The organism is Embleya sp. L77 (genome assembly GCF_055557415.1).
Map to the genome: position 1 here is coordinate 755618 of NZ_CM145710.1, position 21660 is coordinate 777277.

At 71.7% G+C, this 21660-nt stretch carries 21 protein-coding genes; 9 read left to right on the forward strand and 12 right to left on the reverse strand.

What is annotated here, in order from left to right; all coding sequences use genetic code 11:
• Positions 1–60: 60 nt before the first annotated feature.
• The 6 genes from ACZOOI_RS33415 to ACZOOI_RS33440 all read right to left on the reverse strand — a co-directional run bounded on the left by ACZOOI_RS33415 (position 61) and on the right by ACZOOI_RS33440 (position 4839).
• Entirely contained in the window at positions 61–1527 is a 1467-nt protein-coding gene (locus ACZOOI_RS33415; protein ID WP_465283301.1) for an MFS transporter, read from the reverse strand.
• Between the two features lie 207 nt (positions 1528–1734).
• Entirely contained in the window at positions 1735–2295 is a 561-nt protein-coding gene (locus ACZOOI_RS33420) for a DinB family protein (protein ID WP_465283302.1), read from the reverse strand.
• A gap of 150 nt (positions 2296–2445) precedes the next feature.
• The gene (locus ACZOOI_RS33425; RefSeq protein WP_465283303.1) at positions 2446–3198 is read right to left on the reverse strand and encodes a class I SAM-dependent methyltransferase; all 753 of its coding nucleotides are present in this window, start codon (positions 3196–3198) and stop codon (positions 2446–2448) included.
• An 86-nt stretch (positions 3199–3284) separates the two neighbouring features.
• On the reverse strand, positions 3285–3752 hold the full coding sequence (locus tag ACZOOI_RS33430) for a MarR family winged helix-turn-helix transcriptional regulator (RefSeq protein ID WP_465283304.1): 468 nt from the start codon (positions 3750–3752) through the stop codon (positions 3285–3287).
• Positions 3753–3972: 220 nt separating this feature from the next.
• Entirely contained in the window at positions 3973–4296 is a 324-nt protein-coding gene (locus tag ACZOOI_RS33435) for a plasmid stabilization protein (protein WP_396008978.1), read from the reverse strand.
• A 153-nt stretch (positions 4297–4449) separates the two neighbouring features.
• Positions 4450–4839 (reverse strand): helix-turn-helix transcriptional regulator, encoded by a 390-nt coding sequence (locus ACZOOI_RS33440; RefSeq protein ID WP_465283305.1) that lies wholly within the window; start codon positions 4837–4839, stop codon positions 4450–4452.
• Between the two features lie 198 nt (positions 4840–5037).
• Here ACZOOI_RS33440 and ACZOOI_RS33445 point away from each other — a divergent pair, with 198 nt between their 5' ends.
• Positions 5038–5511, forward strand: a complete 474-nt coding sequence (locus tag ACZOOI_RS33445; RefSeq protein ID WP_465283306.1) for an STAS domain-containing protein — start codon at positions 5038–5040, stop codon at positions 5509–5511.
• A gap of 66 nt (positions 5512–5577) precedes the next feature.
• Here ACZOOI_RS33445 and ACZOOI_RS33450 read toward each other — a convergent pair whose 3' ends face one another.
• From ACZOOI_RS33450 to ACZOOI_RS33460, 3 genes are all read right to left on the reverse strand, one after another.
• Entirely contained in the window at positions 5578–6066 is a 489-nt protein-coding gene (locus ACZOOI_RS33450; protein WP_465283307.1) for a DUF6328 family protein, read from the reverse strand.
• Positions 6067–6454: 388 nt separating this feature from the next.
• Complete coding sequence (locus ACZOOI_RS33455; protein WP_465283308.1) at positions 6455–7531, reverse strand: cation diffusion facilitator family transporter; 1077 nt, start codon at positions 7529–7531, stop codon at positions 6455–6457.
• Positions 7532–8182: 651 nt separating this feature from the next.
• On the reverse strand, positions 8183–9310 hold the full coding sequence (locus tag ACZOOI_RS33460) for a M20 family metallopeptidase (protein WP_465283309.1): 1128 nt from the start codon (positions 9308–9310) through the stop codon (positions 8183–8185).
• Positions 9311–9624: 314 nt separating this feature from the next.
• Here ACZOOI_RS33460 and ACZOOI_RS33465 point away from each other — a divergent pair, with 314 nt between their 5' ends.
• The 7 genes from ACZOOI_RS33465 to uppS all read left to right on the forward strand — a co-directional run bounded on the left by ACZOOI_RS33465 (position 9625) and on the right by uppS (position 17740).
• Complete coding sequence (locus ACZOOI_RS33465; RefSeq protein WP_465283310.1) at positions 9625–9948, forward strand: SCO0607 family lipoprotein; 324 nt, start codon at positions 9625–9627, stop codon at positions 9946–9948.
• 122 nt (positions 9949–10070) lie between these two features.
• The gene (locus tag ACZOOI_RS33470) at positions 10071–10517 is read left to right on the forward strand and encodes a PPOX class F420-dependent oxidoreductase (RefSeq protein WP_465283311.1); all 447 of its coding nucleotides are present in this window, start codon (positions 10071–10073) and stop codon (positions 10515–10517) included.
• A gap of 211 nt (positions 10518–10728) precedes the next feature.
• Positions 10729–12006, forward strand: a complete 1278-nt coding sequence (locus ACZOOI_RS33475; RefSeq protein ID WP_465283312.1) for a cytochrome P450 — start codon at positions 10729–10731, stop codon at positions 12004–12006.
• Positions 12007–12167: 161 nt separating this feature from the next.
• Positions 12168–13376, forward strand: a complete 1209-nt coding sequence (locus ACZOOI_RS33480; protein ID WP_465283313.1) for an acyltransferase family protein — start codon at positions 12168–12170, stop codon at positions 13374–13376.
• Between the two features lie 114 nt (positions 13377–13490).
• Positions 13491–14999: an MFS transporter gene (locus tag ACZOOI_RS33485; protein WP_465283314.1), complete on the forward strand. Its 1509-nt coding sequence runs from the start codon at positions 13491–13493 to the stop codon at positions 14997–14999.
• A 36-nt stretch (positions 15000–15035) separates the two neighbouring features.
• Positions 15036–15323, forward strand: a complete 288-nt coding sequence (locus tag ACZOOI_RS33490) for a hypothetical protein (RefSeq protein WP_465283315.1) — start codon at positions 15036–15038, stop codon at positions 15321–15323.
• Positions 15324–15790: 467 nt separating this feature from the next.
• Positions 15791–17740, forward strand: coding sequence for a polyprenyl diphosphate synthase (gene uppS / locus ACZOOI_RS33495; RefSeq protein ID WP_465283316.1), 1950 nt, complete (start codon positions 15791–15793; stop codon positions 17738–17740).
• 29 nt (positions 17741–17769) lie between these two features.
• Here the strand turns inward: uppS and ACZOOI_RS33500 are convergent, their stop codons facing one another.
• From ACZOOI_RS33500 to msrA, 3 genes are all read right to left on the reverse strand, one after another.
• The gene (locus tag ACZOOI_RS33500) at positions 17770–18768 is read right to left on the reverse strand and encodes an ornithine cyclodeaminase family protein (protein WP_465283317.1); all 999 of its coding nucleotides are present in this window, start codon (positions 18766–18768) and stop codon (positions 17770–17772) included.
• A complete protein-coding gene (locus ACZOOI_RS33505) occupies positions 18765–19799 on the reverse strand; it encodes a proline racemase family protein (RefSeq protein WP_465283318.1) in 1035 nt (344 codons plus the stop codon). Before ACZOOI_RS33505 ends, ACZOOI_RS33500 begins: the two co-directional genes overlap by 4 nt.
• Positions 19800–19967: 168 nt before the next feature.
• On the reverse strand, positions 19968–20516 hold the full coding sequence (msrA, locus tag ACZOOI_RS33510; protein ID WP_465283319.1) for a peptide-methionine (S)-S-oxide reductase MsrA: 549 nt from the start codon (positions 20514–20516) through the stop codon (positions 19968–19970).
• 571 nt (positions 20517–21087) lie between these two features.
• Between msrA and ACZOOI_RS33515 the strand changes: the two genes are divergently transcribed.
• Positions 21088–21570 (forward strand): hypothetical protein, encoded by a 483-nt coding sequence (locus ACZOOI_RS33515; RefSeq protein ID WP_465283320.1) that lies wholly within the window; start codon positions 21088–21090, stop codon positions 21568–21570.
• Positions 21571–21660: the final 90 nt, after the last annotated feature.

Here is a 21660-nt window from a genome sequence, read left to right on the forward strand (position 1 = left end):
GACGCCGGCACACCGGCATCGGGTGTTGGGTGTTGGGTGTCGGGCGTCGGGCGTCGGGTGTCAGGAGCCTGCCCGGGATGCGCGGCGGAGCGGGCCACGCGCCTCGACCCCGGCGGGGTGGATCGCGGTGCGCGGGATCGCCGCCGCGGTGACCGCCGCGGCCAGCGCCGCCGCGGCGGCGAGCGCGAAGACGATGCGGTAGGCGTCGAGCGAGGCGTACGTGCCACCCCCCGCGCCGGCCGGCAGGGTCGCCGTCACCGTCGTCAACACGACGGCGACCACGGTGCTGCACAGCGCCTGGCCGATCGTGCGCATGAGCACGTTCAAGCCCGTCGCCGCCGCCGTCTGTTCCGAGGGCACCGCCTGGATCACCAGAGTCGGCAGCGCCGAGTACACCAGGCCGGTCCCCACCGAGCACAACGTCGCCCCGGTCGCGATCGTCCACATCTGCTCGCTGGTGAACACCCGCACGACGTACGCCCCCGCGATCACCAGCGCCCCCGCCACCAGCGTCGACCGGGCGCCGCGCGCCGCGGACAGCCGAGCCGACACCGGCGACATCGCCACCATCGTCAACCCGCCGGGCAGCAGGCACAGGCTCGCCACCAACGCGGACGCCCCCAGGCCGTACCCGGTCTCCTCGGGGGCCTGCACCAACTGCACGGTGGCAAGCCAGTTCGCATAGAAGGCGAATCCGGTCACCAGAGCCGCCAGGTGCGGCAGCAGGACCGTACGCCGGGCCGCGAGACGCAGGTCCACGAGCGGTTCGCGCACCCGCAGCTGATGCCATCCCCATACCGGCAGGACCAGGACGCCGGCCACACCCACCCCCAGCACGAGCGGGCTCGTCCAGCCCCATTCGCCGCCCTTGGACACCGCGAGCAGCACCCCCACCAGGCCGGCGGTGAGCAGCAGGGCCCCCACGACGTCGAAACGACCCGGGGTACGCGTCGCCGAGCGCGGCACCACCCACCACGAGAGCGCCACGCCGAGCACACCCAGGCCGGTCGTCACCCGGAACAACACGTGCCAGTCGGCGTGCTGCACCACGATCGAGGCCAGCGGCAGCCCGGCGGCGGCGCCGATTCCCACCGTCGAGCTCATCAGCGCGACCGCCGAGCCGACCCGGTGCGGCGGCAGTTCGTCCCGCAGGATGCCGGTGGCCAGCGGCACGACGGCGGCGGCCGTGCCCTGCAGGGCACGCGCGGTGATCAGCACGCCGATGTCGGTCGTCATCGCGCACAGGGCCGATCCGACCGTCATCACCGCGAGAGCGCCGACCAGGATGCGGCGCTTGCCGTACATGTCGCCGGCACGGCCCAGTACGGGGTTGAGCACCGCACCGGACAGCAGCGTCGCGGTCAGCATCCAACTCACCGTGCCCGGCGAGGAGCCGGTATCGCCGGGCAGCGCGGGCAGCAGCGGCACGATCACCGTCTGCATGAGTGCCATGAGCGTGCCGCCGAAGGCCAGGGTGGGCACGATCAGGCGGGAACGAAGGCCGGACGAAGGTACGGCGGTTGCCATGTGACGGCTCCCGGATCCAGGGGCCGCCAACCTAACTGACGACCCGTCAGATCAGTTGTGTCACGATCTCCCCTCGAACGCGGGCACACGTGACGGAGGTCGCACCACGACCCGCCCCGCCGACCCGCGTCGACGCCGGTCGCGGCATCGCCGTCGAACCGGGAGCGGTCCCGGCGGGAGCGATCGCGGCGGGCCCGAGGAGGCGGGTCACAGGCCGATGGCGCCGTCGATGCGTTCGCGCAGCAGATCGGCGTGGCCGTTGTGCCGGGCGTACTCCTCGACCATGTGAATCAGCACCCAGCGCAACGACACCGTCCCTCGCCACCCGTCGTCGCCCGCCACGTCGAGGTCGGGTGCCTCGATCGTGAAGCGCTCGGCGAAGGCGACCTCCGTACGCCATGCCTGCCATGCCTGCTCGACGACTGCCGCATCCGGCACCGCGCCGTCGAAGTCGCCGTCGGGGTCGGCGCGGGAGGAGAAGTGGGCCGGTGCGTCCTGCCCGGCCAGGACCTGCCGGAACCAGCGGCGCTCCACGTCGGCGAGGTGCCGCACGATACCGAGCAGGGACAGTGTGGAGGGCTCGACCGACCGCCGGGCCAGTTCCGTTCCCAGACCGGAGCACTTCAGTTCCAGCGTCGAGCGCTGGGCGGCCAGGACGTCGATCAGGATGGCGCGCTCGTCGCCCGTGGTGGGGCCCTCGAACCGACGGTTGCCGGCGACGCCGACGAACAGGTCGCCTCTTCTGGTCGGATCGGTCGTGTCCGTCATGGTCGGCCCTACGATCTGCCCGGTGCGGGCCTCGGAATCGTCGCATTGTCGGCGGAATTGGTTCTCGCAGTGCCTCGGGGGGGCAGGGGGCCGTTCGCGACGCATCGGGACGTGGGCCGCGGCCCTGTGCCGGGGCCCGGAGGCCGCCGGTCAGCCCTTGACGGCGTGCAGGATCCGGATGCCCCTCGGGCCCGTCGTGTCGTCGCGAACGTCGAGTCCGGCCCGGCGGCACTGTTCGCTCAGCCAGTCCGGGGCGATGCGCAGCTTGGGATAGCTGCCGGCTTGCAGGTTCCAGGAGTCCCCGGCCCGGGTGTGCACGAGGTCGTGGACCATGACGGTGTCCTCGTCGACGTACTCCAGGAAGCACGTGAACACGCGGTCCCGGTCGCTGCGTACGGGGATGAACCGGTCGGTCCCGTGCAGCGGTCGGGACTGGTCGCGGTAGGTGGCCACGAACCGGCCTCCCGGGGCGAGCGCGCGGGCGGTGTCGGCGAGCAACGCCGTCACGTCGGCCCTGCTCGGCAGGTGGGGAAGGGTGTCACCCATGCACACCACGACGTCCACGGTCCCGGGCCGGGCGACCCGGGGAAGTACGCCGCGTATGTCGGCATGGACCGACTCGATTCCGCCGAACCCCCGGACGTGCCGGGCGAGTTCGGCCAGCAGGGCCGTGCTGCCGTCGACGGCGATCACCGACGCGAAGCCGGCGCGGGCCAGGGCGAGCGTCTGTTGGCCGGGGCCGCAGCCCAGGTCCACGGCCACCCCCGGGGTCGGCCCGGGGACCACGCCGAGGTCGCGGAGCAGCGCGCCCTGTTCGGCGGCGAGGGCTTCGATGTCGCCGCCGAGCATCCAGGTGTACTGCTCGGCGAGGAGTCGGTCGTAGTGCATGGCTGCGTCGGTCATCGGTCCTGGTCCTTTGTTCCGGGCGGGGCGGGGCGCATCGCACAGGCGTCGGCCGGCGAGCCCGGCCTGTCGGCATCGGCGAAGGGTCAGATGCCGCGGACCCAGCCGGCGAGTTCGGCCAGGTGGACGTTCTCGCGGGCTGCGTGCAACTCCGCGCCGAGTGCGGCCCGGTAGGTGGCCGTCGCCTGCTCGTAGCGGAGGTGCCCGGCCGTACTGACGGTGGCTCGCACCCCTCGGCCGTCCTCACCCCCGACGGAGGTTCGTTCGGCCATGCCCTGGGCCTCCAGTCGCCCGACGAGTCGGGTGACCGAGCTGACCTTCAGGCCGATGCGCTCGGCCAACTCCCCCATGCGCAGGCTTCCCCCGCTGTCCTCCCGGCTCAGCGCACACAGCGCCCGATACTCCGAGAGCTGTAGGCCATGGGCCTGTTGCAGGGCCCGGTCCAAGCGCTGTTCGATCCGACCCAACAGACGCACCGCCATACACCAGCGGTCGTCCTCGTCATCACCGGCAGGCTCCGCCTCGACCCCGCCGGTCGGCGTGAAGTCCGACATGGCCCACAACCTACATACTGCTTGTACAAGCAAGCAACCCGCCCCGCGCGAAAACGGCCTGGAGCCGGTCGGAGTGTGAACGACAGCCGGGCTCCGCGTCAGGGCACAACAGACGGGCAGGTCCGCCGGCAGGACGGGTGGCGGGACCCGGACGCCTGCCTGCCGTTCCCGACACGGGCCCCGATCGGCCGCCGAGATCGGGCAGCCGAGGTGGGCGTGCTCAGCGACCGAGGGCCTGCTCCAGTTGTTTCTTGTTCATCGACGAACGGCCCTTGATGCCACGACGTTTGGCGTCGGCGTAGAGCTGGTCGTAGGTGGGGCCCTGGGCGCCGCTGTGCGAGCGCAGACCGCCGCGCCGGGACGAGGACATGTCCTGGAGGGAGGTCCGACTCGCCGTCTCGGCCTCGCCGGCGCGGGCGCGTTCCTTGTTCACCGTGCGGGCCGCGATCTCCTCGGCGCGCTTGGTGCTTTCGCCGCGATTCTTCGCACTTTCCTTGATGTGCTCGTACTGGCGTTCCCGCTTGGGGCTGGATCCCCTCGGCATGGCACTCACCTCGCTTCTCGCGCGGTCCGATGCTCGAACCGCGCTCCCACGCTCGAACACCGAGCCGCTACCCGATGCCCGACCGGGCATGCGGAACGGACGGAGCGCAACGGTCGGGGAAGGCGCAGACCGACGCCGGTGCGAGGTCGTCGGTCAGCCGCCGGAATCCGAGCGCTCGCGCCGCCCGAACTCCCGGTCGCCCGCGTTGGCCCGAAGCAGGTCCGCGTCCACGTCCGTCCCGCCCACAGGCGTCTGTTCGGGCAGGTCGAGGGCATCGGCGACGGCCCGTCCCCGGTCGGCCGGATGTCGCACCTCGGTTCCGGGCACGACTCGGTAGATGTTGCGCCGCCCGCTGCGCTGCCGGGTCAGATACCCGCCGTCCTCCAGGTCCGCCAGGATCGCCTGCACCGCGCGCTCGGTCAGCAGACACGCAGCCGCGATGTCGCGTACCCGCACCTCGGGATCACGGGCGATCACCGAGAGCACACGGGCGTGATTGGTGAAGAACGTCCACGACGGCCTGGACTGCTCCGCATCGCTCATGCGCACCATCATAGGCGCGAACGTTCCGGTAACTCGATACACGAATTGCAGTTCATGAATTACTTGACGCACGTTCGGCGACGGCCGATGCTGGACACACCGCAGGCCGGAACCACCGGCCACCGAATCCTGCGAAAGCACATGTCACCCCCGAACGATCGAGGACCCCGCCCGACATGCCAGGGAGGGAAGCCCGCCATGGCCGCCCCACGTCGCCCCGCCACCCGCCAGTCGCTTCACCCGCCGGGCCGCCCCCGGACCCGCCATCGCGAAGCCACGCCGCAGCACCTGCGCATTCGGGTGACCGTCGTCGACGACGGGGTCCTGTTGCGGATCGGCGGTGAACTCGACATCGACACCGGGCCACCGCTGCGCCGCGCCCTCGACACCGCGCTCGACTCGGGTGCACCCAGGGTGGACGTGGACATGCGCAGCATCACCTTCTGCGACAGCACCGGTCTGCACGCCCTGCTGTATGCGCGTGCCAGGGCCCTGGAGATCGGGACCCGACTCGGTCTCGTGCCCGGCGACAAATTCCGCCGCCTGCTCGAAGTCACCGACACCGCACACCTGTTCAACCCGCTGGCGTTCCCGCCGGCACCTCGTGCGGCCGGGGACGACACCGGCGGAAGCCCGAGCCACGGGGCAGCCCGGGAGGAGACGACGTCCTGAGCACCCCGACCGTCGCGGGTGTTGCGGCCGCGAACCGGCTCTCCGTCACCGGGCAGTCGCGGGGCTTCACCTCCCTGTTCGCGACCCCGGTACGCGCAGCCGAAGAACCAAGGGCAGGACGAGCCACCAACAGAGGAACCACACCGCGGCCGACGTAGTGAGCACCGCGGCGGTCACCGTGTCGGTGGCCACCCGCAGCAGCAACAACAACGAGCAGCCGATGGTGCACGCCAACAGCCCCACGCCCACCGTGAGGAGGTTGTTCGCCACGTGCACCAGTCGGGGTTTGAGGTGGTGTCCGGCGACTGCGCGGTGCAGCGAAACCATGGACACCAGAACACCCATCGAGGCCGCGCCGAGCACGACGGCGGCCACGTAGAGGCCGTTGTCGAAGTCGCTCAGCGTGTCGAACTTCGGCGTGAAGACGACGCTCAGCAGGAATCCGAACAGCACCTGCGCGCCGGTCTGTACGACGCGGACCTCCTGGAGCAGTTCGTTCCAGCGCCGATCCGCGCGCTCGTCCGCGCTCTCGCGTCGGCCGTCCTGCTCGCCCATGGTGTGCCTTCCGTCGGCGGTTTCGCGTGTGGGGGAGACGATTTCCCGACACTCGCCGGAACACACCGGCAACGCGGTTCGCCGCACCCGCCCGGCGCGTTGTCCCGGGACCGGATTCGAGGAGGCGCGGGAGCGTGACCCATCGCACCGTTCCCGCGCGCCGCCTCGGCGAGGACATCCCGGATGCGCCCGATGTCGGGACACCGCCGTTCGGGCCGGCCCGACGCCGCCGCCCGGCTCGACACCGCCATTCGGCACCGAGGTACGACACCGGCCTCCGACGCCTACCGGCGGTTCGCCCTGGGCAGCAGCACGCATCGATGGGCGGACCGTACGTGCCGGCCGACCGGCGCCGCGATCGCGGGGTGCCGCACGCGGCCGACCGTGGTCACTCGATCGACCGCGGCTCGCGGTCCGCCGCGGCCTCGTCCAACGACGCGCGGTACCGGTGCGCCTCCCGCCGCTCCCCGGCGCCGGCCCGCGTCACGTCCAGGAAGACCTGGTCCACATGTGGCCATCGTTCGCCGATGGAGCGCTTGAGCCGTACCGACATCACCTCGACGGCCTCGCTGTCCAGACCGTCGGCCAGGTCGATGCGTGCCGCGAGCAGCGTGGAGTGCAGGCCCAGCCGCATGGTCAGCAGTTGGGTCACCACATCGATCTCCGCCTGCGCGTCCAGGTACTTCAGGATGTCGCGTTGCAGTGCCACGTCCGCGGCTTCGCCAATCAGCTCGCCGCGCGCCTCGCGGCCGAGCCGGTAGGCGATGAGCACCAGCAGCAGGCCGATGCACAACGACGCCGCCGCCTCCCAGACCGCGTCGCCGGTCGCCATGTGCAGACCGAGCCCACCCATCGCGAGCAGTACACCCAGCACGGCCGTGGCGTCCTCGGCCAGGACGGTGCGCAGGGCGGGGTCGTCCACGTCCCGGATTGCGCGCATCACGGAGACGCCCGACTCCCGAGCCTGCCGGCGTACCTGGAGCACGGCGCGCACCAGCGACCCGCCCTCCGCGCACAGCGCCACGAACAGCACGGCCAGGCCCGCGAGATAGCCGGCGCCATCCGGTTCGCCCTTCTCCCGCAGCGCCTCCCACGCCTGGAAGAAGGAGAAGCCGCCGCCGAGCACGAAGATGCCGACGGCCGCCAGCAGCGACCAGAAGTAGCGGTCCTTGCCGTACCCGAAGGGATGCTGGGCATCCGGTGTGCGCCGGCTCCGGTTGAGCGAGGCGAGCAGGAATGCCTCGTTGAGGGTGTCCGCCACCGAGTGCGCCGCCTCCGACAGCAGGGCCGGCGCTCCGGCGACGAGACCCGCGACCGCCTTCCCGACCGCGATGACGAGATTGGCCGCGAGTGCCACCAGCACCGTCAGGCGGGTCCCCGCATCGTCGTCACGACCGCCCGCGCGCCGTGCCGGGTCGGCGTCGACCTCGTCCCCCGCCGCATTCTCGTGAGTTCCGACTCCCACGCCCGGTCACCCCCCGCTCCACGATCCCCATGACGCCACCCGTCGAGGCGAACGACGCCTTCCCGCCCGCCGCTCGTTCACCGCGGGCAGGTTCGCGGACCTCGACGATCGGCCCGACCCGCCCCGGTGCGCGGACCGGTGGCCAGGAACGACTACCCCCCGATGCGAGCACCACACGGACCCTTCGGCCCGTCTGCCGCAGGGCGTTCCCCGCTGCCGCCTGCTCTCGCGACCGGGCGAGGACGGAGGGGTCCCGGTACTCGCGTACCGGTCTGCGCCGGGCACGACCGGTTTCGTCTCCTCCTGCGGTAGCCCGAGTCGGCCGACCGGCCGACGCCCTCGCTCAGCCCGCAGGGCGACGCGCGCCGGAAGCGATGCCTGGGACCATGGGATCAGCCCGACACCGAGAGGATCCACCGACGTGCTCACGAACTCCGAGCGAAACGAGCCGCGTCGGCCGGGCACCCGCTGAACCACCCGACCCACGTCCGGTCCGTACCGGACGTGTCCCGTCGTCGCGGACACGCCGGCTCTCCCGGCCCGCGACGACGGACCCGCGCCGGATCCGGCCGACCCTCCCCCCGTGGGGCCGGCCGGACCGGCGCGGCGCTCCCGACGGAGCCGGCGGACCGACGCGCGGGCGTGGCCGGGCTACTCCTCGCCGCCGAGTCGGTCCAGCGTCGCCGCCAGAAGTGCCGTGCGGGCGGGCATGGTCGTGATGTCGACGAATTCGTTGCGGGCGTGCGGATGGCCTCCCACGGCACCCATTCCGCAGAGGGTGGGCACGCCGATCGCGGCGGTGAGGTTGCCGTCCGAGCCGCCGCCGGAACGGACCGACTCCGGTTCGGGGATGCCGATCTCGCGGGCCGCGGCCCGTACGTGGGCGAGCAGTTCGGCAGACATCGCCTCTTCGAGCGGGTAACGATTGACGCCGCCGGTCACGGACAGCTCGGCCTGCGGCAGGGTGGCCCGCAGACCGTGCATGTGCCGTGCGACACGGTCGAGTTCGGCCCGACTCCAGCCGCGAACGTCGATGTCGAGCGTCGCCGTCTCGGGCACGGTGTTGATGGTGGATCCGGACGTGGCGACGGTGGGGGTGACCGTGGTGCCCAGGTCGATGCGCTCCGCCGACAACATCGCGAGTACCTGGTGGGCGAGTTCCACGGTCGCGTTCACGCCGAGTTCCGGTTCGAGGCCGGCGTGCGCGGCCCGGCCGCGAACCGCCACCCGGAAACGGGCCACGCCCTTGCGGGCGACCTTGACCGCGCCCCCGTCCCCGCTCGGTTCGCCCACCAGCACGGCGCCGGACTTGGCGGCGAGTTCCTCGACCAGGGCACGGGAGTTGATCGATCCGGTCTCCTCGTCGCCGGTCAGGAGCAGTCCGACGCGATCACGCGCGATGGAGATCCGGGCCGCGTACAACATCTGCACGATGCCGGCCTTCATGTCGAACACGCCCGGGCCGCGTGCGACACCGTCCCGCGTCGAGAAGGGCAATTCGGCGAGGGTACCCATCGGCCACACGGTGTCGTAGTGCCCGAGCAGCAACGGGCCGCTCCCCCGCGGACGCCAGACCAGGTTCGTGACGCCGCCCAGGACGACCCGCTCGGGTTCGCGTCCGAGAAACCGCGCGCCGACCGTGGCGAGCAGTTCCGCGCACCGGTCCAGGGCCGCAGGGTCCTCGGACGGGGATTCACAGGTCACCATGTCGCCCAACAGAGCCACCATCGCGTCGAGTTCGGCCGACATGTCGTCGAGATACCGCTGAGAGGGAGCCATACCCGGATACCTGTCCAGCCGAACGGCCCCGGTCACCTCGAAGGCGGTCCCGGTCGGGCGTCGGCGACGCGTACGGATGCGGCGGTGGATCTTCGTGCAGGGCGACGATCGCAGGCCGCCCCGGTCTTTCCACCGTGATCGTTCGCTGCGACACGCGCCGCATCCTCGCCGTGGCCACCGGCGGCAAGGGAGTGGTCGCGACCCGGCTCGACGCCGGCATGACCCCGCATCGGAAGGTGTGTGCGCGACGCCCGGGGGGCAGGCGTCGACGGAACGACCGAACGACGGAAGGGAGTGGGCGGATCGTGTGGATCGTGAGCACACCCCGCCGAGTGCCGAGCGCCGTCGTCGCGAGCCGCGGCCTCCGCGTCGTCGTCCCCCTCGTCGGGATGACGGCGCTCGCGTGCGTCATGACGGCCGGGTGCTCGATGCGTGAGCGCGTCTGCAGTTCCGGCGAATATCCGGTCAAGGCCGTCGGCAGCAGCACCGGCCGGGCGTGCGTGCCCGACGGCCGGGCGCCGGACCCGGGCTGGGTGCGCTATCCCGAGGGCAAGGTGCCCCGCTATCTCGACGACAAGTGGGACAAGCACTGGTCGACGGTCGTCTTCGACGCCAACGGCAACGTCGTCGCGAGCTGATCCCGATCCCGCGTGCGGCACCCCCGGAATCCCATGACCCGCAGGTAGTGTCTTTGCTGCGGTCCGGTGCGGCGAACTGCCGTGAAGAACCCACCGCGGCCGGACACCGACGAGGAGGACACATGTCGAAGCCGCCGCTGCCCGAAAAGGCGATCGCGATGTTGCGACAGCCCAATCCCGCAGTCGTGACGACGCTCCGGGCCGACGGGCAGCCCGTCTCCACGGCGACCTGGTACCTGTGGGACGAGGGACGCATCCTGCTCAACATGGACGAGGGACGCAAACGGCTGAACCACATCCGCAACGATCCCCGCGTCTCCCTCACCGTGCTCGACACCGGGAACTGGTACACCCACCTCAGCATCATCGGCCACATCGACGAGATCCGCGACGACAAGGACATGGTCGACATCGACCGACTGGCCCGTCACTACACCGACCAGGAGTACCCGCAGCGGGAGCGGGGTCGAGTCAGCGCCTGGGTCCGGATCGACCGCTGGCACGGCTGGGGCACCCTCAAGGACAACGACCAGGCCGGCGGCAGCCGGAACGCGACGGACACCGAGTAGCCGAACCGGCCCCGGACACCGGGTCCACGCCGAGCGGCACGGGCGAGCCCGGAACGAGTGCTCCGGGCAAGCCCGGTCGGCACGGGTCGCGGACCCACCACCTGGGCTACTTGTACGACTTATCAATTTCGTTCCCAAAAACCCCGCTCATACGCTTCGACCCGTCGGTGGCGGCCCGTCGGGCCGCCATCTCCCGATGGTTCGGAGATCCATGATCTTGCAAGAGTCGTTGTCTGCGCCCTGGTCGCATGCCCCGTCGCTGTACTGCCCGGCGGTGCCCGCGCAGGACTTCGCCGAGCGGTACCCGGCGCAGGCGGCCCGGCCCGGTGTGCTGGCGGTGCGTCTGGCCGGTGGGCTGCCGGCATGGGCGGTGACGGGGCACGCGGCCGTCCAGGCCATGCTCACCGACCCGCGGCTGGTCAACGACATGACCATGGTGGGCACCCTCCCCACCGGAACGCCGCACGGGCTGCCGCACGCCCGCTACCCCGAGAGCTTCCTGTCCACCCAGCCCCAACTCCTGGCGCGCGACGGCGCCGAGCACCGCCGGATGCGCCGGATCGTCAGCCCCTACTTCCAGGCCACCGGAGCCGGGCTCGACGAGGCCGAACTGGAAGCCCGTACCGCGGACTTGGTCGAGGCCCTGGCCCAGCGGCCGCAGGCCGACCTGGTCGCCGACCTCGCGGTGCCACTGGCCGCCGCGGGCGTCGCCGCCATGCTCGGGCTCACCCCGGAGCGGGCGACGGCCGTCGTGCGCGCCACCACGGCCGCGGGCCTGGCCGACCACCCCGACACCCCGCAGGGCCGGGCCGCGAACCAGACCTTCGTCCTGCGGGTCGTGCAGATCGTGGCCACCGCCCGCAGGACACGGCGGGACAATGCCGCCCGGGCGCTGCTGACCGCCCGCGACGAAGGACGTCTGACCGGCCCGCAGACCGCCGCGATGGTGGGACTGTTGCTCGTCGGCATGGTGGAGTCGCTCACCACCGTCATCCCCACCGCCGCCCTGATCGCCATGCAGCGACCCGAGGTACGGGCCGCGCTCCGGTCCGGCGACGCCGCGCGCACCGACGCGGTGGTGGAGGAACTGCTGCGCCTGTCCGCACCGTTCCACCACAGCGCCTGGCGCATGGCCCGCGAGCCGCTGGTCCTGGACGGCACCCGCATCGAGGCCGGCGACGTGGTGGTGGCGTCCTTCCTGCACGCCAACCTCGACGCGCGGCGCTGGCCGCAGCCCACCGAGGTCTGCCCCGCCCGCCCCACACCCCGCGGCCACCTCTCCTTCGGGCACGGCGCGCACTACTGCCTCGGCGCCGCCCGGGGCCGCGCCCAGACCCGCATCGCGCTGACCCGACTGTTCACCCGCCTGCCGCAACTCACCCCGGCCGCCGACCCGGCCGAGCTGTCCTGGCATCGCGGCGGTCTGCGGCACCTGCACAGCCTGCCCGTGCACACCACCGACCCGGCCGGACGGGGCGACGTCCGCTGACGATCGCCGGAAGCCGCCCGGCACCGTCGCCTTCGCGCGTTCTCCCCGGTGGGCCCGGCCGCGCTGGGCCCCGGCGCGCTCCGCCGGCCCGAGGTGCGCAGGCGCACCCCCCGTTACGCCTCCCCGAAGCGCCGGCCATCCCCGGCCAAGGAGATCAGCCCGTGTCCGACCAGGTCCTCCCCGCCCGTCTTCCGTCGCTGACCAGCCTGCGGTTCGTCCTCGCCCTCGCCGTGGTGCTGTGTCATCTCACCCTCATCTCGGGCATCTTCGACATCGGACCGGACAGCCCGCCGGCACTGCTGGAACCGATCGCCACCGGCGCGGTCAGCGGCTTCTTCGTGCTCTCCGGATTCGTCCTGACCTGGGCCCACGCGCCGGGAGAAACACATCGGGCGTTCTGGCGCCGGCGCTTCTGGAAGATCGCCCCCAACCACGTCCTCGCCTGGGCCCTGGCCGTCGCCTTCTTCGGCGTCATCGTCGCCACACCGGCCACCGTGCTCGCCGACGGCGACAGTACCGGCGCCGCGGTGGCGGACCTGTTCCTGCTGCAGAGCTGGATCCCGGACCCGGACTTCTTCTTCAGCTTCAACGCCCCGAGCTGGTCGATCTCCTGTGAAGCCTTCTTCTACGCCGTCTTCCCCACTCTCCTGGCCGCGGTGTCGAGGATCCCCGGGCGACGGCTGGGCAGTTGCTGGGCGGCGCTCGCCGCGGCGACGCTCCTGATGCCGCTGGTCGCCACCCTCGTGCCGGGGCCGCCGCTGTACGACTGGCTGCCCATCAACGCGAACAGCATGTGGTTCGTCTACCTCTGCCCACCGGTGCGGCTGTCGGAATTCGCCCTGGGGATCCTCACCGCCCGCCTGGTGCGGACCGGCCGTTGGCCGCACCTGAACCGGGTGCAGGTCGCCGCCCCCGCGGTGGCCGTCTTGGTGCTCCTGCCGTGCCTGCCCGCCCAGTACACCCTGGGCATGGCCATGGCCGCCCCACTCGCCCTGATCATCGCCGCCCTCACCCTGGCCGACCTCCGCGGCCGCGCCCGCCTGATGCACCACCCGTACCTCATCGCCCTGGGCGAGGCATCCTTCGCCCTCTACCTGACCCATTACCCGCTCATGCTGACCGTGCGCCACATGCTCGGCGTGGAACGGACCTTCGCCGCGCTGCCCGGCATCGCGATCATCACGGCCCTGACCACGCTCTCCATCGCCGTGTCCCTGGCGGTGTACCGCTACTACGAACTCCCGATCATGCGCCGCTGGTCCCGCCCCCGGACCACACCTGCCGCCGCCCCCGCACAGCTCGGCACAGGCGCCACGGCCGCCCCCGCACCCCGACGGCCCGTCACCGACCGTCAGCCCGGTCACCGCTGACGAACCCGACCGTACGATTCGGCCGGCGCGGCGGCAACGTACCGATCAGGAAAGGGGTTTCCCGAGCCGTTGCTCGGGCAGCCGGGAAAGCGACCTGATCGGAGGACCCCCGCCATGCCCACCGCGACGACCCCAGGCAGCAACACACCGGCCGAGCCCACGACCTTCAGCACCGACGTCCCGGCTCGCCTGGACCGATTGCCGTGGTCACCGTGGCACTGGCGGATCCTGATCGGTCTCGGCACCGTCTGGATCCTCGACGGTCTCGAAGTGACCGTGGTCGGCAACGTCGCCGGCCGGCTGTCCGAGCCGGACAGCGGCCTCGACATCACGGCGGCTCAGGTCACCGGGCCCGGCGCCGCGCTGTACGTCGCGGGGGCGTGTGTGGGCGCACTGCTCTTCGCATGGCTGACGGACCGGTTCGGGCGCAAGAAGTTGTTCATGGTCACCCTCGCCGTCTACCTCGCCGGCACCGCGCTGACCGCACTGTCCGTCCAGGCCTGGATGTTCTTCCTGTTCCGCTTCCTCACCGGCCTGGGCATCGGCGGCGAGTACGCGGCGATCAATTCCGCCATCGACGAACTGATGCCGGCCCGCTACCGAGGCCGGGTCGACCTGGCCGTCAACGGCACCTACTGGGCCGGGGCCGCCGGCGGCGCCCTGCTGTCCGTGCTGATGCTCAATACCGCGTTCTTCCCCGCCGATCTCGGCTGGCGGCTGACCTTCGCCCTCGGCGTCGTGCTCGGTCTGGTCATCCTGCTGGTCCGCAGGCACGTCCCCGAATCCCCGCGCTGGCTCTACCTGCACGGCCGCGGCGACGAGGCCGAAAAACTGGTCGCCGACGTCGAGCGGGAGGTGGTGGCCGAAACCGCGAAAGGCACCGGCGACCGCCGTACGCTGCCCGAACCGCACGGCGAACTGACCATCGACCCGAGCAAGGCCACCGGCCTGGGCGCCATCGCCCGCAGCGTCGTGCGCGAACATCCGCGCCGTTCGGTCCTGAGCCTGTCGTTGTTCATCGGACAGGCCTTCCTCTACAACGCCATCACCTTCGGTTTCGCGTCGATCCTGGAGACCTTCTACGACGTGCCGAGCAACCGCACCGGGTACTACTTCGCCGTCATCGCCGTCGGCAACCTGCTCGGCCCGCTGCTGCTCGGCCCGCTGTTCGACTCGATCGGTCGACGCGTGATGATCACCTCGACCTACATCGGCAGCGCCGTCGCCCTCTTCGCCACCGCCTGGCTGTTCGGCGCGGGCCACCTGAACGCGACCACGTTGACCGCGTGTTGGTGCGTCGTACTGTTCCTCGCCTCCACCGGCGCCAGCAGCGCCTACCTGACCGTCTCCGAGATCTTCCCGATGGAGGCCCGCGCCTCGGCCATCGCGCTGTTCTACGCCGTCGGCACCGCGGCGGGCGGCATCTCCGGCCCCCTGGTCTTTTCCGACCTGACCAAGTCCGGCGACGTCGCCGACACCGTCCTCGCCTTCTGCATCGGCGCCAGCCTCATGCTCGGCGCAGGCATCGTCGCCGCATTCCTCGCCATCAACGCCGAAGGCCGTTCCCTGGAAGACATCGCCCCACCGCTCTCGTCCGTCGATCGCAACTCGGCGCAAGCCTGACCGGCGGAATCGGGCGGAGCGACGCAGACTCGGACGATGGAGATCCACCACGCCAAGGGACACCTCACGATCCCCGGCCACGACACCGAGGTCGAGGTCGCACTCGACCTCTTCGACTGGCCCATCGACGGCGAAATCCTGCCCCGCACCTGGAGCGCCATCATCGACAACGGCCCGGTCCTGGACGTCGGCACCGAAGGCGCCCTGCGCCTGAGCGCCGAGCCCGCCACGGTCGCACACCCGTTCGTGGTCATCGCGAGCGGCTACCACGTCATCCGGATCAACGGACTCGAAACGCCGCGTGCGGGTGGTCGCCCCTTCTGACCGACCACCCGTAGGCGGCCCAGGTACATCGGACCGCCTCGCCCGGCGAACGGCTGCGCCGGGCGAGGCGGTCCGCGGCGTCGCGGCCCGGTCCGCCCCCGAAGGCGGTCCGCGATGGCGCGGCACAGAGTGCGTCCTGTCCACCCCCGGCGACCCTGACCCGACCCGGCGACGAACCACGTCCCGGACGCATCTGGGCCGTCGGCGGGAGCCTTACACCCCCGACCGTCACCCGTTCGGCCCACTCCGCGTCACTCCTACGAGGCATTTTCGAGCCATTCGCGTGACACCGCGCGCCGCCGGCCGGTTGTCTCTTCCCGTGTCCGGGCCACGCGCCAACGCCGCGTCGTGGCAGGGGTGTTGCCCGGCTCCGGGTGGGATCCGCGTGGTCTCCCCGAGGAGTGTGCCGTCCCGCGCCAAGATGCCCGCCGCCCGGCGGATCCCGTCACGTCCGGCCGAGGAGTCCCATGCCGCGTCCCCGCTCCGTCTACCGCGCGGCCGCGATCGACGACCCGCATCTCGTCGAAGCCTACGAGGCGTGCCGCACCGCGATCCGCAGGGCGGGCGGTACGGAGTACCGAACGGCGCAGCTGATGCCACCGGCGTTACGACCGGCGCTGTGGGCGATCTACGCGACCGGCCGCGTGCTGGACGACATCGCCGACACGGGTGATCCCGGCGGGCGGAAGGCGCTGTTCGACGCCTGGACCACCGCGTTCCACGACGACCTGCGCGACGGCGCGGGCACCGACCCGGTACGCCGGGCCCTGGTACACACGATGCGCACCTGGGACCTGCCGACCGACGGCCTCTCCGCGGCCTTCGCCGCGACCCGTGCGGACATCGACGGCCGTACCCACCCCACCTGGCAGGCATGGAGCGCCTATTCCCAGGCCGTCAACACCTCCTTCTTCGCCCAGGGCGCGGCGCTGTTGGCCGCCGCGGGCCTGTATCTGCCGCTGCGGCTGCGCTACCTGGAAGCCGCCCGGCAGTGGGTGGACGCGCTCGCCATCATCGACAACCTCGAAGACCTCGCCGAGGATCTCGCCCAGGGCCGGATCACGCTGCCCATGGAGGTGCTCGACGAACATGCCCTCACCGCAGCGGATCTCGCGAGCGCCGCACGGGACGCGCCCCGGAGCCGCCACCCGAGCGGCACACCGGTCGCACCCGTCGAGGCCCTGATCGGCCGGCTGGCCGCACGGGCCCGGCTCGGGCTCGCCCAACCCGACCTGTTCCGCGAACTGCCGCCCGCGCTCGCGGTGGTGGCCCGCGCGGTGTCCGACATCGGCCGGCTGCGCCTGGATCGCATCGAACGCGCCGGGATCGACCTGCTGCGCCGCAGGCCCCGCCTGCCCCGCCCGGCGACCTGGCGCATCTTCGTCCCGGCCCGGCTGAAGGCCCACGTCGCGTGGACGTTCCTCACCCCGATCGCCCCCGCCCGGTCCGGACGCGACGGCACGACCGCGCGTCCGCCGACCCTGGCCGGCCTGCTGCCGACCCCCCGCTCCGACACTCCCGCGCCCGCCCGGCCGCATCCCTCCGGCGCCCGCCCGCCGGCCTGGCCCGCGCACCGACTCCCGGGGCACGTGGCCGTCGTGATGGACGGCAACGGCCGCTGGGCCACCGACCGGGGCCTCCCCCGCACGGAGGGCCATCGCGCGGGTGGGGAATCGATGCAGGACGTCGTCCACGGCGCCTTGGAGGTCGGCCTGCGCCACCTGACGCTCTACGCCTTCTCCACCGAGAACTGGCGCCGCCGACCCGAGGAGATCGACGGCCTGCTCGCGCTCGTGCGCGAGAACATGGTCGAGGAGACCGTCCTCGACCACGACATCCGCGCCCGCTGGGCCGGTTCCACCGAAGGGTTGCCGCAGGACATCCTGGAAAAGCTGGTCCGCCTGGAACACGTCACCGGCAACCGCACCGGCCTGACCCTGACCCTGTGCATCAACTACGGCGGCCGGATCGAACTCACCCGGGCCGCCGCCTCCTTGGCCCGAGCCGCCGCCGCGGGCCGGATCGACCCGGCGCACATCTCCGAGCGCACGTTCGCCGCCCACCTGGCCCTGCCCGACCTGCCGGACGTCGACCTGCTGTGGCGCACCGGCGGCGAACAACGCACCTCGAACCTGCTGCCCTGGCACGCCGCATACGCCGAACTGCACTTCAGCGACACCCGCTGGCCCGACGTCGACCGCCGCGACCTGTGGCAGGCCATCGCCACGTACACCGGCCGGGCCCGCAACTTCGGCGCCGTCCCGGGGCCTTCGGCACCGGAAACCGTCGTTCCGCAGCCGGCCGCGCCGCCGGCGGTCCACGGGCCGACACCGCCTCCCGGCACACCCGACCCCGGACCCGGGCCTGCCGCGGGGCAACCCGCTTGCGACGCGGACGCGGACGCGCCGGGACGCTGAGGGAGCCCGCCCATCCGGACACCGCGGGTTCAGTGGCCGGCCGGGGCGACCGAATCGACTCGGCCCGGCATCGACAAGCGCTGCGCCGGAGCCGTCGGCGAGTCGGCGTCGACCTCGCTGCGGCGATAGAGCTCGACCGCGACGGCCAGGTCCTGCCAGGACATGCCCACGCTCTTGAACAGGCGTGGCCGGCCGGCGGGAACGCCCGCGCTTTCGTGCACCAGTTCCGCGAGGTTGGTCGGCCCGGAGCCCCCCTCGAAGGTCTCGTCCCACCCGGCGACGAGCAGGTCGCCGGCCTCCCGGGCTGCCGCGGTGCGGGCCTCGACGTACACGGCGGAGCGACGTACCAGCGCGGTGTCCACTTCCCGCGCGGTCGGTTCGTGCGAGCCGACCGCCGCCACGGCCGCGTGGGCGGGCACCAGGGTGCCGTCGAACAGCGGGGTGCGGGCCGTGGTGGCGCACACCACGACGTCGGCGTCGGCCACGGCGTCCGGCGTCCCGGTCGTCGCCGCGAGGCCCAGGGAGCGGGCGTGCTCGACCAGTGCCCGGGCCGGAGCGGGGCTGCGGGCGACCACGGTGAGCCGGGTCAGCGGACGGATGGCGAGCATCGCGGCCAGGTGCCCGTACGCCTGCGGTCCGGTGCCGAACAGGACCAGGTGCGCGGCGTCCGGAACGGCGAGGCGACGCATGGCGACGGCGGTGACGGCGGGGGTGCGCAGGGCGGTGAGCGCGGCGCCGTCGAACAGGGCCAGCGGCCGGAGGGTGGGTCCGTCCAGCAGCAGGTAGCTGCCGGTGATCCGGGGCAGGCCCCTGGCCGGGTTGCCGGCGGCCACTCCGGCGATCTTGACGCCCACGTGCGACGCTCCGGCCGCGGGCATCAGCAGGAGTTCGCCGGCGGGTACGGCGACGCTCGACCGGGGTGGGGCGCCTTCGGGATCCAGCCCGGTGAGCAGCGTCTGCTCGATCGTCCCGACGGCCTCGATCGGCGTCAACGCGACCGCGATCGTGGGGAGTTGCTCCGCCGTCACAGGAGGAATCCCGTTTTGAGGGTGTCCTCGGCATCGAGGATGAAGCGGTGTTCGCCGGTGCGATGGGCCGTGCCGGTGACCTCGGTGATCACCCCGGCGGGGCGGGTGGCGACGACCCGGCCGGTGAAGACCGTGCCGATGATGGATTCATGGCGCAGTTCGTCGTTCGGTCCGATCAGTCCGCTGTCCGCCAGCAGGGCGAGTCGGGCGGAGGTTCCCGAGCCGCAGGGGGATCGGTCGATCTGTCCGTCCGCGAACACGGTGACGTTGCGCTGGTGGGGACCTGCCGGGCCGGCGGGGAGTTCCTCGTACAGGATCACGCCGTAGACGCCGGAGAGTCGCGGGTCGTCGGGGTGCCGGGTGGCGGGTTCGTCCGCGAGCGCGGCGCGGATCTCCCGGCCGATCGCGGTGATTTCGGGGAGTCGGTCCGGGCTGACGACGAGGCCGAGCGAGGTCGCGGAGACGGAGGCGTAGCACGCGCCGGAGTGGGCGAGGTCCACGTGCACGACGCCGCGGGAGGTGGCCACCGGGATCTTCCTGGCCGCGACGGCCGTGGGCACGTTGCGGAAGGTCACCGAGCCGGTACGGCCGGCGCGGCGGTGCACGATGGCGGTGACCCGGCCGGAGGGGACGTCGATGTACACCCGTGCCGGACCGTCCGCGGGCGCCGCGACCAGCCCCGAGTCCACGGCCCACGCGCCGAGTGCGATGGTGCCGTGGCCGCAGGCGGTGGAGTAGCCGTCCTTGTGCCAGAAGAGCACTCCCAGGTGTGCCTCGTTGTCGTCCGCGGGTACGACGAAGCCCCCGTACATGCCGCTGTGTCCGCGCGGTTCGTGGGTGAGCAGTCGGCGGATGTCGTCGAGCGGACCCGGACGCGGGGCGGTGGCGGTACCGCCCGTGCCGAGGGCGATCGCGCGGCGTTCGGCGACGGTGTCGCCGGCGATGACCGGCAGCCCACGGGAGACGATCCGGAAGGGTTCGCCGGCGGTGTGGTAGTCGACGGTGTCGATGATCACGGGTTCGGGGCTCATCTCGACGTCCTCGTGGACATGACGACTCCTTTGTAGGATGTGACATGGTACTGAGCCACGGCAAGGCGTCGCAAGGGCCTCGACCGGCGACCGGCGAACCGGCGACCGAACCCGGCGATCGGGAACGGGCCGCCGCCGGCATCCTCGGCCGCGGCGGCCGGTTCGGGCTCAGTCGGCTTCGAGCCCCAGCGTGCGGAGTCTCGGTTCGATGACCGCTCGGCAGTACGGCTCGAAACGGTGCTTGTTGTAGAAGTCCTGCTGGTCGGATTCCGCCTCGATGAACTGCCCGTACGGCCGCAGATCGGTCACGATATCCCGGCCGAGTTGCCGCCGTACCGAATCCATGACTTTCTCGGAACGCGCCCGTTGTTCCTCGTCGGCATAGAAGATCGTCGAATGGTAGATGGAGCCGTGATCGGCGCCGCTCTGGTTCGGCGTGGTCGGATCATGACTCCGGAAGAAGAAGATCAATACTTCTTCGAAGGAGATCTCGTCCGGCCGGAACGTCAGTTGTACTGCCTCGACGAATTTCTGCGGGTTGAGCCCGTGGCGTACGTACGCCTCGTAGTCGGGCGGCGGACCGCTGTCCCCGGCGTAACCCGCGACGCTCGAGGCGATCCCGGGGGTCCGACGCGCCACCGCATCAAAGGACCAGAAACAACCGGGACCGAGCGTCACCGTCTCGCTATTGCCGTCCGCGGACATTGCCTCGACCATCGGAATCCTCCCCCGGAACTCTTCCGTATTCTGCGCCGAAGAGTAGCAGGATCGAACCTTTCGGTTACCGGATGGAACATTTTTCATTCGGGTCGAAGCCGCCCGCGGTCGGCGCCTCCCCCGGTGCGCTCCCCGATTGCTGCGGGAGGCTCGTGTGCGCCGTCGGTGCGCCGCTACCGATCTTGCCGCGACCGGTGCCAGGCTCTCGCGCATGGCCGAACGCTGAGCGCGGCGGCGAGCAGGCCCCGGGAAAAGAAGAAGCGCCGCACAGGCAACCGGACGGATCCGGGACTCGTATTCGCTGAGGGGCCGACTTACCCGGCACCCACGCACCCCCCCGGACCGCGACCCGCACAAGGCGGCCATCGCCGCACTGTGTCGTGCCGTCGTCAGGATCACATTCCTCGCCGGTATGGGTCTCGTCGTCCTTCGTGTTGTGCCGGTTCGGGTGCCGATCGGCGGACGAACGGGCGCCGCCGGCCGCAACGTTCATGGATCCGCCGTCCACCCGCACACACGACCGCCGTCCGCACCGCGCCTTCCCCGAAGGCCGTCGACCCAGGAGAGTTCCGTGAACCCCGACGACAAGCACATCGACCAGATCCTCGGCGGCCGGGCCGCCGGGGCCCTCGTCAACGCGTGGATCGACGCCTTCATGACCGACGACCTCCTCAGCCGCGCGGCCGCCACTCGCGTGGCGTGCGAGCGGCTCGCCGACCATTCGCCCTGGCTGATCGCCGAGACCGGGCAAACCTGGCGCCTGCGCGGGGACTTCACACCCACGGCGGACTTCTCTCCGGGTCTGGTCCGGGTGCTTGCCGTGCGCCATGCCGTCGACCTGCGCCCGCACGAAGGCACCGCGGCCGTCCTGCTCGGCGACGCCGAACACGAGCCCGGCCACCCCATCGGCTGGATGGACCTCTGCGACTTCGACATCCTCTACGCGCTCGACGCCTGGCCCCGGCCGAGTTCGACAACCCCCGACTCCGGCCCCGCCGTGGACACCGGTCCGGCGACCGAACCGCTGCTGCAACGCCTCCAGGAATTCGAATGATCGATGCCGGCAACGCCCGTACCGCACACGTGATCGGGTGAGCCCGGGGCCGGTCGATGGATCGACATCCGGCCATGCGTGGCCGAATCA